Source organism: Dickeya sp. MK7 (assembly GCF_000406305.1).
Classification (GTDB): domain Bacteria; phylum Pseudomonadota; class Gammaproteobacteria; order Enterobacterales; family Enterobacteriaceae; genus Dickeya; species Dickeya fangzhongdai.
In genome coordinates, this window is sequence record NZ_CM001984.1 from 4,123,743 (window position 1) to 4,138,400 (window position 14,658).

Consider the following 14,658-nt stretch of genomic DNA (forward strand, 5'->3'; position numbering starts at 1 on the left):
GCGATACCTGTCAATTCATTGTTGTTTAACCACAATATTTTCCTGTGAAGGATCAACGTGCACCATATGCAGTTTCTCGGTGGCGATCTGCTCGACGCGGCTGTGATCGCCCAGGGCATTCTCTTCCAGAATCAGGTTGCGCCACTCGATATCCAGCGCATCACGTTCCAGCAACAGCCGCTCACGCTCCGCCGTCAGCAGGCGCGTGCGGTGCGCGGTGGTCACCACCAGAATGGCGGACACCAACACCGCTATCAGCAGCAACAGCGGCAGTTTTCCGTGTCGCAGCAGATCGTCGCCAATCACGCCGCCCAGCGAATGGCGCTCGTTCCCGATCACGACGGCAGTCTCTCGGCAAAGCGCAACACCGAACTGCGCGCGCGCGGATTTTCCGCCACTTCGTCATCAGGCGGCATCATCTTGCCCGCCGCCTTGAGCGTCTGGCCGCCCTGGCTACGCAGTTGTTCTTCCGTCAGCGGCAGACCAGCGGGCACCTGCGGCCCCCGGCTGTGCTGGCGGATAAAGCGTTTCACAATCCGGTCTTCCAGCGAATGGAAGCTGATCACCGACAAACGTCCTTCCGGCGCCAGCACCTGCAGCGCGCCATCCAACGCCCGCTCGATCTCTTCCAGTTCGCTGTTGATATAGATACGAATGGCCTGGAAGGAACGGGTCGCCGGATGCTTGTGCTTCTCGCGAATCGGGCTGGCGGCGGCGATCAATTCCGCCAGCGCTTTGGTACGGGTCAACGGTTCGACGCGGTTACGCTCCACAATGGCGCGCGCGATACGCTTGGCGAAACGCTCTTCGCCGAAGGTTTTCAGCACCCAGGCGATGTCTTCCGCTTCCGCTTTCATCAGCCATTCCGCCGCTGACAGGCCCCGAGTGGGGTCCATCCGCATGTCCAGCGGCCCGTCGCGCATAAACGAGAATCCCCGTTCGGGATCGTCGAGCTGAGGCGAAGAGACGCCCAAATCCAGCAGGATGCCGTCGATTTTGCCGGTTAGCCCGCGCTCGTCGACATACTCAGCCAGTTCGGAAAAAGGCCCGTGAATGATGGAAAAACGCGCATCATCAATGGTATTGGCGACCGCGACAGCTTGCGGATCGCGATCGATGGCCAACAAACGGCCTTCCGGCCCAAGGCGGGACAGAATGAGACGGGAATGGCCACCCCGGCCAAACGTACCGTCAATGTAGATACCGTTGCTGCGAATGTTCAGGCCGTTGACGGCTTCATCCAGCAACACGGTGGTGTGTTTAAACGTTTCTGCCATGACTATAGTGATAAGTCCTGCAGCCGCTCAGATAAGGGCTCCTGAGTTGACTGCTCAGCGTCAATATCTTCCTTGACTTGTCGATACCAGGTCTGTTCATCCCACAGTTCAAACTTGTTGAACTGGCCGACCAGCATCACTTCTTTCGTAAGACCCGCATGCTGCCGCAGCGTAGATGCAATCAGTATCCTTCCGGCGTTATCCATCTGGCATTCGCTGGCATGCCCGAGTAGCAGGCGCTGAACACGGCGTTCAGCGGGGTTCATACTCGACAGGCGAGAAAGTTTCTGTTCGATAATTTCCCATTCGGGTAGCAGGTAAAGCAGCAGGCAGGGCTGATGAAGGTCAATGGTGCATACCATTTGCCCTTGAGCTTCCTCGTTCAGTAAGTCCCGGTAACGGGTGGGAACGGCAAGCCGTCCTTTACTGTCGAGGTTGACCAGTGTCGCCCCACGAAACATGACAGTATTTAACCCTTCATGACCTTTTTCACCACTTTGCCCCACAAATCCCCACTCTTGAGAGTTTACGGAGGGGATGAAAAGCTTGTCAAGCCAGCACGGATGCGCCCGGGCATTATTTCCCGTCGAATCAGAGAGTGAAAAAACCGCAAAAAAACCACCACGAAGAAATAATGAGGATTAACGCTGTGATTATTTAAGGAAAATTAATGGCTCTCGGGGAGGCGCATAAAGATATAGGATTTTTCATTCGGTGCAATATTATTTTGTCTGTCACAGTTCGATACGTATTTCTTAAATCTTCATACGATATCGAAATATTTTTATCGACTGATTTTTAAGCACTTTTAAAAGTCATTTTTCCTGCCTGCACAAAATATGACGGGAAAAATGAATTTATTGGACGCGGGATCCCATTTTTTTGACCTGAACCACACTGTCGGTTACTTCAACTCAGGTTATCTATTCATGTCTGAAACATTAACCCGCTGTTTCATCAGTGTCAGAAAGAATAACTGGATTTATTTCCAGTATTGTTCACATTCACTTGCACTTTACCGTTCCGCAACTTTTTCATTCCAAACCACGCCGTTTCCGGTCGGCTTTTCCTCCTATCGCCAGCATCTCATTAATTGGTTGTTTTATATAAAATTAAATACCCAACTCATGATAATCGAATGAAAAAGACGATTTGCAACCATAAAGTTGCGCCATTGAACAAAAAACGAGCAAAAATAAGTTTTTTAAGCTAGTTAAAACGCAATAAATAGTTATGTAGACTACAAATAAAGCAATAAAGCAAAACTAAACACCAATAAAATACGCCAAAAGCAACGTTATTATCCTTCACCATGGAGCCATACAATATGTTTTCCCCCGTTTCCCGCGTGCGTGGCATCGTTGCCGATACCGTTGCTATGGTGGTGTATTGCTTCCTGACCGGCATGGCGATTGAAATCCTGCTGTCCGGCATGACCTTCCAGCAGTCGCTCTCTTCCCGACTGCTGTCGATTCCGGTCAATATCGTCATTGCCTGGCCCTACGGCCTTTATCGCGATCGCATCGTCGCCCTGGCGTTACGCCTGAACGCGGATTTACGCTGGGGAAAAAATATGGCGGATCTGTTTGCCTATGTCAGTTTTCAATCGCCGGTTTATGCCGCCATTCTGCTGACGATTGGCGCCGAGCCGTCGCAAATCATGAAGGCGGTTGCCAGCAACGCGGTAATTTCCATGTTCATGGGCGTGGCGTACGGTTATTTTCTGGAATATTGCCGTCGCCTGTTCCGGGTCGGCGTTCCGGCTCGTCCGCAAATTGTCAGCCATTAATCCAGCGCAACAAGCGGCTGTGGAATATATCCGTCCTACTTCACGTTGCTGGTGTGTTGGCTGCGTTCGCTCACCCGAATCACTTACCTGAGTAAGCTCATCACGATTCACTCACTTGCCGTCTTCCTGCAACTCGAATTATTTTGGGTATAAATATAAAAGAAGAGAAAAGCGGGGAAAAAATAAGAATTATCCGATGCGGCGTGGAACAGAAAATTATTCCAGCGCCGCATGCTATCGTTCAGAAACGACTTACCGATCAGAAACGACTTGCGATCCGCAACGGCTTACGATCAGAGGCGGCTTAGAAAACCGCGGCGATAGAGATTACGACGAATACGGTATAAACCCGGTTTCGGTTTACGCGGCTCATCCAGACTCGCCAGCACCAGCTCCAGCACCCGCTCCGCCACTTCACGATGACGCTGCGCCACCGCCAACACCTGGCATTCCAGGAAATCCAGCAATTCATTATCGCCGAATGTGGCGATAGCCAGATTGTTCGGCAGGCGTCCGCTCTGTCTGAGCGTCACGTCCATCACCCCTTGCAGCAGCGGGAACGAGGTCGTAAACAACGCCTGCGGCATCGGGTTGGTTTTCAGGTATTCCTCAAACACCGCCGCCGCCGCGCTGCGTTCATAGCTGTTGGCATAGATGTAATTCACCTGACGCGGATCTTCCTCCCAGGCGCGTCGGAATCCCTGCTCGCGCAGGAAACTGACCGACAACTCCGGTAGCGCGCCGAGGTACATCACCGATTCCGCCGGCACCTTGCGCAGCTCCTGCGCCAGCATCTCCGCGTCTTCCATATCCGCGCCGACCACGCTGGTGAAATGCTCGCGATCCAACGCCCGATCGAGCGCGATCACCGGCAGGGGATCATTAGCCCAGCGCTGGTAAAACGGATGTTCCGGCGGCAGCGCCGTTGAGACGATAATCGCATCCACCTGACGTTGCAGCAGATGCTCGATGCAGCGCATCTCGTTATCGGGTTGATCTTCAGAACACGCAATCAGCAATTGATAGCCGCGCTGACGAGCCTGACGCTCCAGATAATTGGCGATACGGGTATAACTGGTGTTCTCCAGGTCCGGAATAACCAGCCCGATGGAACGGGTGCGTCCGGCGCGCAGACCGGCTGCGACAGCGTTCGGATGGTAGTTGTGCTCCCTGACTACCGCCATCACTTTCTCAACGGTCTTATCGCTGACGCGATATTGTTTCGCCTTACCATTAATAACGTAACTGGCCGTTGTACGCGAAACCCCAGCAAGACGCGCGATTTCATCCAGTTTCACTGGCAACCCCTTAATAAGCCGGACAAAAAATAAAGAATGAAACGATAACCATGAATTAACCGTGGATATGATACCGATCTAAGCGCAGAAAACACTGACGGGCAACCGCTTTTATTATTTACTTCAATCAGGATCAGAAAAGCCCGGCGTCATGGCCGGGCCAGATATTACCATCAGAAAAGCCAGTATTGCTGTATGAAAATCAGCAAACCATCAGACAAATGGCCGAATTTCAGCACGGCGTCAGCGCATGACGCGATCGCCGCGCGATACGCCCACGATGCCTGAGCGCGCGACTTCAACAATTTCCGCCACTTCGCGCACGCTATTGAGAAACGCATCCAGCTTCTCGCTGGTTCCCGCCAGTTGCACGGTATACAGCGATGCGGTGACATCGACGATCTGCCCGCGGAAGATTTCCGCGCTGCGCTTAACTTCTTCACGGCCGTAACCGGTAGCCTGCAGCTTGACCAGCATCAGCTCGCGTTCAACGTAGGCCCCTTGCCCCAGCTCGCTGACCCGCAACACGTCCACCAGCTTGTGCAGTTGCTTTTCAATCTGTTCCAGCACTTTTTCGTCGCCCACCGTCTGGATGGTCATCCGCGACAGGGTTGGGTCGTCCGTCGGGGCGACGGTCAGACTTTCAATGTTGTAACCGCGTTGAGAAAACAGGCCAATCACGCGCGACAGAGCACCCGATTCGTTCTCCAGCAATACCGACAAAATACGACGCATGATCAGGTCCTCTCCGTTTTGCTTAACCACATCTCATCCATCCCGCCGCCGCGGATCTGCATCGGATAGACATGCTCGCTGCTGTCCACCCGCACATCCACGAACACCAGACGGTTTTTCTGTTCCAGCGCCGCTTTCAGCTTCGGCTCCAGCTCATCCGGAGTATCGATGGTGATGCCGACGTGACCGTAAGCCTCCGCCAGTTTGACGAAATCCGGCAGGGATTCCATGTAGGAACTGGAGTGACGGCCGGAGTAGATCATGTCCTGCCACTGTTTCACCATACCGAGGAAGCGGTTGTTGAGGCTGACTACCACAATCGGCAGGTCATACTGCAACGCCGTGGACAACTCCTGAATATTCATCTGGATACTGCCGTCGCCGGTGACGCAGATGACCGTTTCCTGCGGCAACGCCAGCTTGATGCCGAGCGCGGCGGGCAGGCCGAAGCCCATAGTGCCCAGGCCGCCGGAATTGACCCAGCGGCGCGGCAAATCAAACGGGTAGTACAGCGCGGCGAACATCTGGTGCTGCCCCACGTCGGATGCCACGTAAGCCTTGCCTTCCGTCAGACGATGCAGGGTTTCGATCACCGCCTGCGGTTTGATGGCGTCGCCGTCGGTGTTGTATTTCAGGCACTGACGCGCGCGCCACTGTTCGATGCGCAGCCACCAGTCGCGCATCGCGTCGAATTGTTGTTGCGCTTCCCCTTGCGCCAGCAGTTCCAGCATCAGGCCAAGCACCTGACGGGCATCGCCGACGATCGGGATATCCGCCGCCACGGTTTTGGAAATGGACGCCGGGTCGATATCGATATGCAAAATGGTGGCGTTCGGGCAGTACTTGGTCAGGTTATTGGTGGTTCGGTCGTCAAAACGCACCCCGACGGCAAAAATCACGTCGGCGTTGTGCATCGCCATATTGGCTTCATACGTGCCGTGCATGCCGAGCATACCGAGACTCTGGCGATGCGTGCCCGGAAAACCGCCCAGCCCCATCAGCGAGCTTGCCACCGGCAGGTTGAGTTTTTCCGCCAGTTCGCGCAGTTCCTGATGGCAATTGGCGTTGATCACGCCGCCGCCGCTGTAAATCACCGGACGCTCGGCGGCCAGCAACGTCTGCAACGCGCGTTTGATTTGGCCTTTATGGCCCTGCACCGTCGGGTTGTAGGAGCGCAGGCTGACCTGATCGGGATAGGCATAAGGCAGTTTTTTGGCCGGGTTGAGAATGTCTTTCGGCAAATCCACCACCACCGGGCCGGGGCGGCCGGTAGACGCGAGATAGAAGGCTTTTTTCAGCACGGTGGGAATGTCTTCGGTCTGTTTGACCAGATAGCTGTGCTTCACCACCGGGCGGGAAATCCCCACCATGTCGCACTCCTGAAAGGCGTCATAGCCAATCAGCGAGGTGGCGACCTGACCGGAAATCACCACCAGCGGAATGGAATCCATATACGCCGTGGCGATGCCGGTAATGGCGTTGGTGGCGCCCGGGCCGGAGGTGACCAGCACCACGCCCACTTCGCCGGTCGCTCTGGCGTAACCGTCGGCCATATGCACCGCGCCCTGCTCGTGGCGCACCAGAATGTGTTCTATGCCGCCGACGGTGTGCAGCGCATCATAAATATCCAGCACCGCGCCGCCCGGATAGCCGAACACATGTTTTACGCCCTGATCGATCAGCGATCGAATCACCATCTCGGCGCCTGACAACATCTCCATGGGTTTGCCTCTTATTTTATTGTTCAGATGCGAATTGTTCAGATAGCGGGTCGCTTCTGTATTGACAGGGAACACCCCGTGCTCATTGAGACGGCGTCTGGTGAATGAAGACGCAAAGCGGGGATTCGGTTTCCAATCACACGCCGGCCTCATCGCCCAACACCGCCCGGGTTTTTACATATAACTTATTAACATAACGCCGGATTATGAAGCAGGCAAACGCCGCGCCGCCGCTGGGAGTGACGCGATTATGGTAAATCAACTGTTAAAAGAGAGAGCAAAGAGATAAAACGCTGGGGAGTGACCACAGCGTTAAAAAATATCCCGCCGTGGTCAGGCATTACAGAGTGAAATATTGACGATAAAATTGCGATGCAGCGCGATGATTTGCCACCGATACGTCTGCTAGTCGGCGTACATGGCCTCGATTTCCAGCTGATAACGCTGATGAATGACCTTGCGGCGGAGTTTTAATGTCGGGGTCAGTTCGCCCTCTTCCTGACTAAACGGCGCAGGCAGCAGGGTAAATTTCTTCACCTGTTCAAAACGCGCGAACTCTTTTTGCACATCGCGCAACCGCTGTTCAAACAGCGACAGGATATGGTTGTGGCGCAACAGCTCCAATCGATCCTGATACCCCAGATTGATCGAGCGGGCGTACTCCTCCAGCGCCTCAAAGCAAGGGACGATCAGCGCGGAGACGTACTTGCGGGCGTCGGCGATCACCGCCACCTGTTCAATGAAGCGATCCTGTCCCAACGCGCCTTCCAGATGTTGCGGCGCAATGTATTTGCCGCCCGAGGTTTTCATCAGATCCTTAAGGCGTTCGGTGATGAACAGGTTGCCATTGGCGTCCACCTCGCCCACATCGCCGGTTTTGAACCAGCCATCCGGCGTAAAGGCGGCTTCCGTATCCTGTGGGCGGCGATAGTAGCCGCGCATCACGGTGGCGCCGCGCACCTGGATTTCATTTTGTTCGCCGATGCGCACATCGATGCCCGGCAGCGGCGTCCCGACCGACCCCAACCGGTAGTGGTCGGCTTCCCAACAGGACACGGTGGCGCAGGTCTCCGTCAGGCCGTAACCATAAACGATACGGACGCCCATCGCCTGGAAAAAGGCGATGATATTGTCATCCAGACGCGCACCCGCCGCCGGCAGAAAACGGACCTTTCCTCCCAGCAACTGGCGCAGACGCGACAGCACCAGCCGATCGGCAAGACGATACGTCAGCGCGTTCCACACTCCGGCGCGTTTCCCATCCTGCCGGCGTAAAAACCGTTTATGGCCCTGGGCGATCCCCCAGTGAAACAACGTGCGCCGGTGCCACGGCGCCTGCGCCACTTTCTCATGGATGGCGCTGAACACTTTCTCGTAGAAACGCGGCACCGCGCACATAACGGTAGGGCTGACCGCCGCCATCGCCGCACGGACCTGATCGGTGTCGCGCAGGTACACGTTCTGCGCGCCGCGGTGCATGATGAAGAAGCTCCAGGCGCGTTCGAAGACATGCGACAACGGTAAAAAGCACAGCGATACGTCCTGTTCGCTCGTCTGCAGCCGCCCATCATGCAGCACCAGTTGGGTCGCCATGTTGGCATAATCCAGCATCACCCCTTTGGGCTCGCCGGTGGTGCCGGAGGTGTAGATCAACGTAAACAGATCGCTCAGGTCCCGATCGGCCACCCGTTGGCGCAGCACCGGCTCCCACACCGACAACTCCGCCTGCGCTTCAAATTCCTCCAGCGATACCGCGATGTCGCAACCGCGACGGCGAATCTGCTCATCCAGCAGAATAATGGTGCGCAGTTGCGGACAGCTGTCGCGCAGCGACATCAGCAGATCAAACTGCGCCTGACCGCCGACAAAAACGGTACAGATATCCGCGTCATTCAGAATGAACGACGCCTGCGACGCCGCGCTGGTGGCATACAGCGGTACGGTAATCGCCCGCAGGTGCAGCAACGCCAGATCCGCCAGCGACCAGGTGATGGCGTTGTCGGAAAAGATCGCCACCCGTTCCTGAACATCAACGCCCAGCCCCAGCAAGCCGCAGGCAATGCGGCGGATACGCTCGCCTACCTGGTGCCAGTCGAGCTGCTGTTCCTGTTCAGGCGCCCATTCGCGAAACGCCAGCGCGTTAGGGCGCTGAGCAATTTGCTGCTGAATACGGTGAACCAGATGGTAGTGCGAGAGTGAATTCGTCTTCATGCGCGTGCGAGCCTGGCAATCTCAAAAATGGGCGTAAAAATTGGGCAGGCAGTCTACCGCGCCCATCAACAGCCTCAAAGCGCTTTCCGCCGCTTTTCAGCCGGGAATGTGACGGGTAAAACACACCGGATACGGCTACCGTATGCGATCCCGAGGTTGACATCAATGCGGGAATCAAGTACCAATAAAAGCAGAACTGAATTTTTAATCGATTTGGACAACGAAACAGCATGTTTAACTTCGCTCAGCTACTAGGCCTACTACTAAACGCATCTCACGTGCGCGGTATGCCGGTGGGCGAAATCCAGAGCTGATTTCACGTCACACCTCATATAAAAAACCCGCGCCGTTGCGCGGGTTTTTTTTTACTCGCCGGGCGCCCAAGCAAACAGAACAAAGGAACCAGACCGATGAACCAACAAGTTATTATTTTCGATACGACGTTGCGTGACGGTGAGCAAGCGCTGCAGGCCAGCCTGAGTGTGAAGGAAAAACTCCAGATCGCGCTGGCGCTGGAAAGAATGGGCGTCGACGTGATGGAAGTGGGTTTTCCGGTGTCCTCCCCCGGCGATTTCGAATCCGTACAGACCATCGCCCGCAATATCAAGAATAGCCGCGTCTGCGCCCTCGCCCGCTGCGTCGAGAAAGATATCGATGTCGCCGCCGAATCCTTGCGCGTCGCCGAGGCATTCCGCATCCACACCTTTATCGCCACCTCGCCGATGCATATCGCCACCAAGCTGCGCAGCACGCTGGATGAGGTGATTGAACGCGCGACCTACATGATCAAACGCGCCCGCAACTACACCGACGACGTGGAGTTCTCCTGCGAAGACGCCGGCCGCACCCCGATCGAAGATTTGAGCCGGGTAGTGGAAGCCGCGATCAACGCCGGCGCCCGCACCATCAACATCCCGGACACCGTCGGTTACACCCTGCCCCACGAATTCGGCAACATCATCGCTTCCTTGTATCAGCGCGTTCCCAACATCGATAAAGCCATCATTTCCGTGCACACCCACGACGATCTCGGCCTGGCGGTGGGCAACGCTATGGCGGCGGTACACGCAGGCGCACGTCAGGTGGAAGGCACGCTGAACGGTATCGGCGAACGCGCCGGCAACTGCTCGCTGGAAGAAGTGATTATGGCGATCAAAGTGCGCAGCCAGTTGATGAACCTGCACACCGGCATCAATCATCAGGAAATCTACCGCACCAGCCAGACAGTCAGCCAGATCTGCAACATGCCGATCCCGGCCAACAAGGCGGTGGTGGGTTCCAACGCCTTCGCTCACTCTTCCGGCATCCATCAGGACGGCGTGCTGAAGAACCGCGAAAACTACGAAATCATGACGCCGGAATCCATCGGCCTGAAAGAAGTGCAGTTGAACCTGACTTCCCGTTCCGGTCGCGCCGCGGTCAAACACCGCATGGAAGAGATGGGCTATAAAGAAGGCGACTACAATCTGGATACCCTGTACGCCGACTTCCTCAAGCTGGCCGACAAGAAAGGCCAGGTGTTCGATTATGACCTGGAAGCGCTGGCGTTCATTAATAGTCAGCAGGAAAGCACCGAGTTCTATCGTCTGGACTACTTCAGCGTTCAGTCCGGCTCCAGCGTGATGGCGACCGCGTCCGTCAAATTGTCATGCGGCGAAGAGACACTGTCCGAAGCCGCTACCGGCAACGGCCCGGTAGACGCCGTGTACCAGGCCATCAACCGTATCACCGGCTACCCGATTACGCTGGTCAAATACCAGTTGTCCGCCAAGGGACAGGGTAAAGAAGCGCTCGGTCAGGTGGACATCGTGGTGGAATATCAGGGACGCCGTTTCCACGGCGTGGGTCTGGCGACCGATATCGTGGAATCCTCCGCCAACGCGATGGTTAACGTATTAAACAACATCAAACGCGCGCAACTGGTTGAAAAAGAAGTGCAGCGTTTGCAGCAACACAACAAACACAACAGTCAGGAAACAGTGTGATGAGCAAGAGTTACCATATTGCCGTCTTACCCGGTGACGGCATCGGCCCGGAAGTAATGACTCAGGCGTATAAAGTATTGGATGCGGTTCGCCAGCGTTTTGGTCTGCGCATCACCACCAGCGAATACGACGTGGGCGGCATCGCCATCGACCGTCAGGGCACGCCGCTGCCGCAGGGCACGGTTGAAGGTTGCGAGCAGGCGGACGCCATTCTGTTCGGTTCGGTCGGCGGCCCGAAATGGGAACACCTGCCGCCGGCGGAACAACCGGAGCGTGGAGCGCTGCTGCCGCTGCGCAAACACTTCCGTCTGTTCAGCAACCTGCGCCCGGCGCGCCTGTATCAGGGGCTGGAAGCCTTCTGTCCGCTGCGTAGCGACATCGCCGCCAACGGCTTTGACATCCTGTGCGTGCGTGAACTGACCGGCGGCATCTACTTTGGTCAGCCGAAAGGCCGCGAAGGCAGCGGCATGTACGAACGCGCCTTTGACACCGAGGTGTATCACCGTTTCGAAATCGAGCGTATTGCCCGCATCGCTTTTGAGTCCGCGCGCAAACGCCGCAGCATCGTCACCTCCATCGACAAGGCCAACGTACTGCAAAGCTCGATCCTGTGGCGCGAAATCGTCAGCGAGATCGCCCGCGACTACCCGGATGTCCGTCTGAACCATCTGTACATCGACAACGCTACCATGCAGTTGATCAAGGATCCGTCTCAGTTTGACGTGCTGCTGTGCTCCAACCTGTTCGGCGACATCCTGTCCGACGAGTGCGCGATGATCACCGGTTCGATGGGCATGTTGCCGTCCGCCAGCCTGAATGAACAAGGTTTCGGCCTGTACGAGCCGGCAGGCGGTTCCGCGCCGGACATCGCCGGCAAGAACATCGCCAACCCGATCGCCCAGATCCTGTCCGCCGCGCTGCTGCTGCGCTACAGCCTGGGGGCTGATGACGCCGCCACCGCCATTGAGCAGGCGGTCAATCAGGCGCTGGCCGAAGGTTACCGTACCGGCGATCTGGTCAGCGGCGGCAACGCCGTCACCACCGATGAAATGGGCGACGCCATCGCCCGATTTGTAGCAGAAGGGGCCTAATCATGGGTAAGACCTTATATCAGAAACTGTTCGACGCGCACCTGGTGCACGAGGCGCCGAATGAAACCCCGTTGCTGTATATCGACCGTCATCTGGTGCATGAAGTGACTTCGCCGCAGGCGTTCGACGGCCTGCGCGCCATGGGCCGCAAAGTCCGTCAGCCGGGCAAAACCTTCGCCACCATGGACCACAACGTGTCCACCCAGACCCGCGACATCAACGCCAGCGGCGAGATGGCCCGCATCCAGATGCAGGAACTGATCAAGAACTGCGCCGAGTTCGGCGTGCAGCTTTACGACCTGAATCACCCGTTCCAGGGCATCGTGCACGTTATCGGGCCGGAGCAAGGCATGACGCTGCCGGGCATGACCATCGTCTGCGGCGACTCCCACACCGCCACCCACGGCGCGTTCGGCTCGTTGGCGTTCGGCATCGGCACCTCGGAAGTAGAGCATGTGCTGGCGACGCAAACCCTGAAACAGGGCCGCGCCAAAACCATGAAGATTGATGTCGCCGGCGACGCCGCCACCGGCATCACCGCCAAAGACATCGTGCTGGCGATCATCGGTAAAACCGGCAGCGCCGGCGGCACCGGCCATGTGGTGGAATTCACCGGCAAGGCGATTGAAGCGCTGAGCATGGAAGGCCGCATGACCCTGTGCAACATGGCGATCGAAATGGGCGCCAAAGCCGGTCTGGTAGCGCCGGACGACACCACCTTCGCTTACCTGAAAGGCCGCCAGTTCGCGCCCACCGGCAGCGACTGGGACGCGGCGGTGGAATACTGGAAAACCCTGCGCTCCGATGCCGACGCGCATTACGACGCAGTAGTGATGCTGAACGCCGCCGATATCGCCCCGCAGGTGACCTGGGGCACCAACCCCGGTCAGGTGATCGCCGTCGATCAAATCATCCCGGCGCCGGAATCCTTTAGCGACCCGGTGGAGCGCGCCTCGGCGGAAAAAGCGCTGGCTTATATGGGCCTGCAGCCGGGCGTGAAACTGACGGAAGTGGCGATCGACAAAGTATTCATCGGTTCCTGCACCAACTCTCGTATCGAAGATCTGCGCGCTGCCGCCGCCATCGCCAAAGGCCGTAAAGTGGCCGCCGGCGTGCAGGCGTATGTCGTCCCCGGCTCCGGTCCGGTCAAGGCGCAGGCGGAAGAAGAAGGTCTGGATAAAATCTTTCTGGATGCCGGCTTCGAATGGCGTCTGCCCGGCTGCTCCATGTGTCTGGCGATGAACAACGACCGCCTGAATCCGGGCGAGCGTTGCGCCTCCACCAGCAACCGCAACTTTGAAGGGCGTCAGGGCCGCGGCGGCCGCACCCATCTGGTTAGCCCGGCTATGGCGGCGGCGGCGGCGGTTACCGGTCGTTTCGCAGACATTCGTGAACTGAATTAAGAGAGGCAATCCATGGCTAAATTTACCCAACACACTGGTTTGGTGGTGCCGCTGGATGCCGCCAACGTCGATACCGACGCGATTATCCCGAAGCAGTTTCTGCAAAAGGTGACCCGCACCGGTTTCGGTCAGCATCTGTTTCACGACTGGCGTTTTCTGGATGACGCGGGCCAGCAGCCCAACCCGGATTTCGTGCTGAACCAGCCGCGCTACAAAGGCGCCAGCATCCTGCTGGCGCGCGAGAACTTCGGCTGCGGTTCTTCCCGCGAGCACGCGCCGTGGGCGCTGACCGATTACGGTTTCAGGGTGGTGATCGCCCCCAGCTTCGCCGACATTTTTTACGGCAACTCATTCAACAATCAGCTGTTGCCGGTCAAACTGAGCGAATCCGATATCGACTCCCTGTTCAAACTGGTGGCGAGCCACGAAGGCATCACCTTCACGGTGGATCTGGAAGCGCAGCAGGTGAACGCGGGCGACAAAACCTACTCGTTCGATATCGACAGCTTCCGCCGTCACTGCATGATCAACGGGTTGGACAGCATCGGCCTGACGCTGCAGCACGAAGCGGCCATCTCCCGCTACGAGCAGCAACAACCGGCATTCCTGCGTTAATTCGGCCTCGCCGTTTGACAACACGCACAAAGCCCACTTCGGTGGGTTTTTGATTACAGACAAACCACGTAAGTGCAAGGTGAAGAGGTTTTCGGCGTCAAAAACTGTGCTGAGGTGGACGACTTCGCCGGGTGAGCGACAGGACGTCGCGAAAGCCCGTGCCGCGCCGGGAGCGCGTCACGGGCGGCCCGAAAAGCGAAGGCGAACGCCGAAGGTAGCGCGCAGCGCCACAGTTTAGCCCCCAGCCAGTGGTCAAGGAGAGGCGGCGTTTGAGTAACCGTGTTGCCAGTCAAGTATTTCAACTGACTACCACCCCATAATTCTTGTCATACCGCTGCTGCGTATGCAGCACGCCATAACACAGATGGACCAGTTTCCTCATCGCCGCGCCTACCGCCAACATCTTCGCCTTGCCTTTCAGCAAAAGTCGCTCGTATTGCGCTTTTACATGACGATTGTGACTGATGGCGGCTATGGCTCCCATATACAGCTTTGCCCGCATCGCGGGCGGCCCTATTTTCGACAACCTGGCC

Annotated in this window: 14 protein-coding genes; 6 read left to right on the forward strand and 8 right to left on the reverse strand. The window is 56.9% G+C overall.

Annotated elements, in window-relative coordinates:
• Positions 1-15: 15 nt before the first annotated feature.
• From ftsL to mraZ, 3 genes are read right to left on the reverse strand one after another with little or no spacing between them, the layout of a single operon-like run.
• Positions 16-339, reverse strand: coding sequence for a cell division protein FtsL (ftsL, locus tag DXXMK7_RS17820; RefSeq protein ID WP_013319471.1), 324 nt, complete (start codon positions 337-339; stop codon positions 16-18).
• Complete coding sequence (gene rsmH / locus DXXMK7_RS17825; protein WP_038665692.1) at positions 336-1,277, reverse strand: 16S rRNA (cytosine(1402)-N(4))-methyltransferase RsmH; 942 nt, start codon at positions 1,275-1,277, stop codon at positions 336-338. Before rsmH ends, ftsL begins: the two co-directional genes overlap by 4 nt.
• 2 nt (positions 1,278-1,279) lie before the next feature.
• The gene (gene mraZ / locus DXXMK7_RS17830) at positions 1,280-1,738 is read right to left on the reverse strand and encodes a division/cell wall cluster transcriptional repressor MraZ (protein WP_012768364.1); all 459 of its coding nucleotides are present in this window, start codon (positions 1,736-1,738) and stop codon (positions 1,280-1,282) included.
• 866 nt (positions 1,739-2,604) lie between these two features.
• Between mraZ and DXXMK7_RS17835 the strand changes: the two genes are divergently transcribed.
• A complete protein-coding gene (locus DXXMK7_RS17835) occupies positions 2,605-3,066 on the forward strand; it encodes an L-alanine exporter AlaE (protein ID WP_038920229.1) in 462 nt (153 codons plus the stop codon).
• A gap of 293 nt (positions 3,067-3,359) precedes the next feature.
• Here DXXMK7_RS17835 and cra read toward each other — a convergent pair whose 3' ends face one another.
• The 4 genes from cra to DXXMK7_RS17855 all read right to left on the reverse strand — a co-directional run bounded on the left by cra (position 3,360) and on the right by DXXMK7_RS17855 (position 9,031).
• The gene (cra, locus tag DXXMK7_RS17840; RefSeq protein WP_038920230.1) at positions 3,360-4,364 is read right to left on the reverse strand and encodes a catabolite repressor/activator; all 1,005 of its coding nucleotides are present in this window, start codon (positions 4,362-4,364) and stop codon (positions 3,360-3,362) included.
• Positions 4,365-4,607: 243 nt separating this feature from the next.
• A complete protein-coding gene (gene ilvN / locus DXXMK7_RS17845) occupies positions 4,608-5,099 on the reverse strand; it encodes an acetolactate synthase small subunit (RefSeq protein ID WP_013319477.1) in 492 nt (163 codons plus the stop codon).
• 2 nt (positions 5,100-5,101) lie between these two features.
• Positions 5,102-6,820: an acetolactate synthase 3 large subunit gene (gene ilvI / locus DXXMK7_RS17850; protein ID WP_038920231.1), complete on the reverse strand. Its 1,719-nt coding sequence runs from the start codon at positions 6,818-6,820 to the stop codon at positions 5,102-5,104.
• A 405-nt stretch (positions 6,821-7,225) separates the two neighbouring features.
• Complete coding sequence (locus DXXMK7_RS17855) at positions 7,226-9,031, reverse strand: long-chain fatty acid--CoA ligase (RefSeq protein ID WP_038920232.1); 1,806 nt, start codon at positions 9,029-9,031, stop codon at positions 7,226-7,228.
• 230 nt (positions 9,032-9,261) lie between these two features.
• Between DXXMK7_RS17855 and leuL the strand changes: the two genes are divergently transcribed.
• The 5 genes from leuL to leuD all read left to right on the forward strand — a co-directional run bounded on the left by leuL (position 9,262) and on the right by leuD (position 14,125).
• Positions 9,262-9,345, forward strand: coding sequence for a leu operon leader peptide (gene leuL, locus DXXMK7_RS23300; protein ID WP_107760451.1), 84 nt, complete (start codon positions 9,262-9,264; stop codon positions 9,343-9,345).
• 96 nt (positions 9,346-9,441) lie between these two features.
• Complete coding sequence (gene leuA / locus DXXMK7_RS17860) at positions 9,442-11,016, forward strand: 2-isopropylmalate synthase (protein WP_038920233.1); 1,575 nt, start codon at positions 9,442-9,444, stop codon at positions 11,014-11,016.
• Positions 11,016-12,107 carry a 3-isopropylmalate dehydrogenase gene (gene leuB, locus DXXMK7_RS17865; protein WP_038920234.1) on the forward strand — a complete coding sequence of 364 codons (1,092 nt, stop codon included), beginning with the start codon at positions 11,016-11,018 and terminating at the stop codon, positions 12,105-12,107. Before leuA ends, leuB begins: the two co-directional genes overlap by 1 nt.
• A 2-nt stretch (positions 12,108-12,109) precedes the next feature.
• The gene (gene leuC / locus DXXMK7_RS17870) at positions 12,110-13,510 is read left to right on the forward strand and encodes a 3-isopropylmalate dehydratase large subunit (protein ID WP_038920235.1); all 1,401 of its coding nucleotides are present in this window, start codon (positions 12,110-12,112) and stop codon (positions 13,508-13,510) included.
• 12 nt (positions 13,511-13,522) lie between these two features.
• Positions 13,523-14,125 carry a 3-isopropylmalate dehydratase small subunit gene (gene leuD, locus DXXMK7_RS17875; RefSeq protein WP_038920236.1) on the forward strand — a complete coding sequence of 201 codons (603 nt, stop codon included), beginning with the start codon at positions 13,523-13,525 and terminating at the stop codon, positions 14,123-14,125.
• Positions 14,126-14,423: 298 nt separating this feature from the next.
• On the opposite strand, the gene DXXMK7_RS17880 is transcribed toward leuD, so the two are convergent.
• The coding region (locus DXXMK7_RS17880) for a transposase (protein WP_371206084.1) at positions 14,424-14,658 on the reverse strand (235 nt) is incomplete at its 5' end.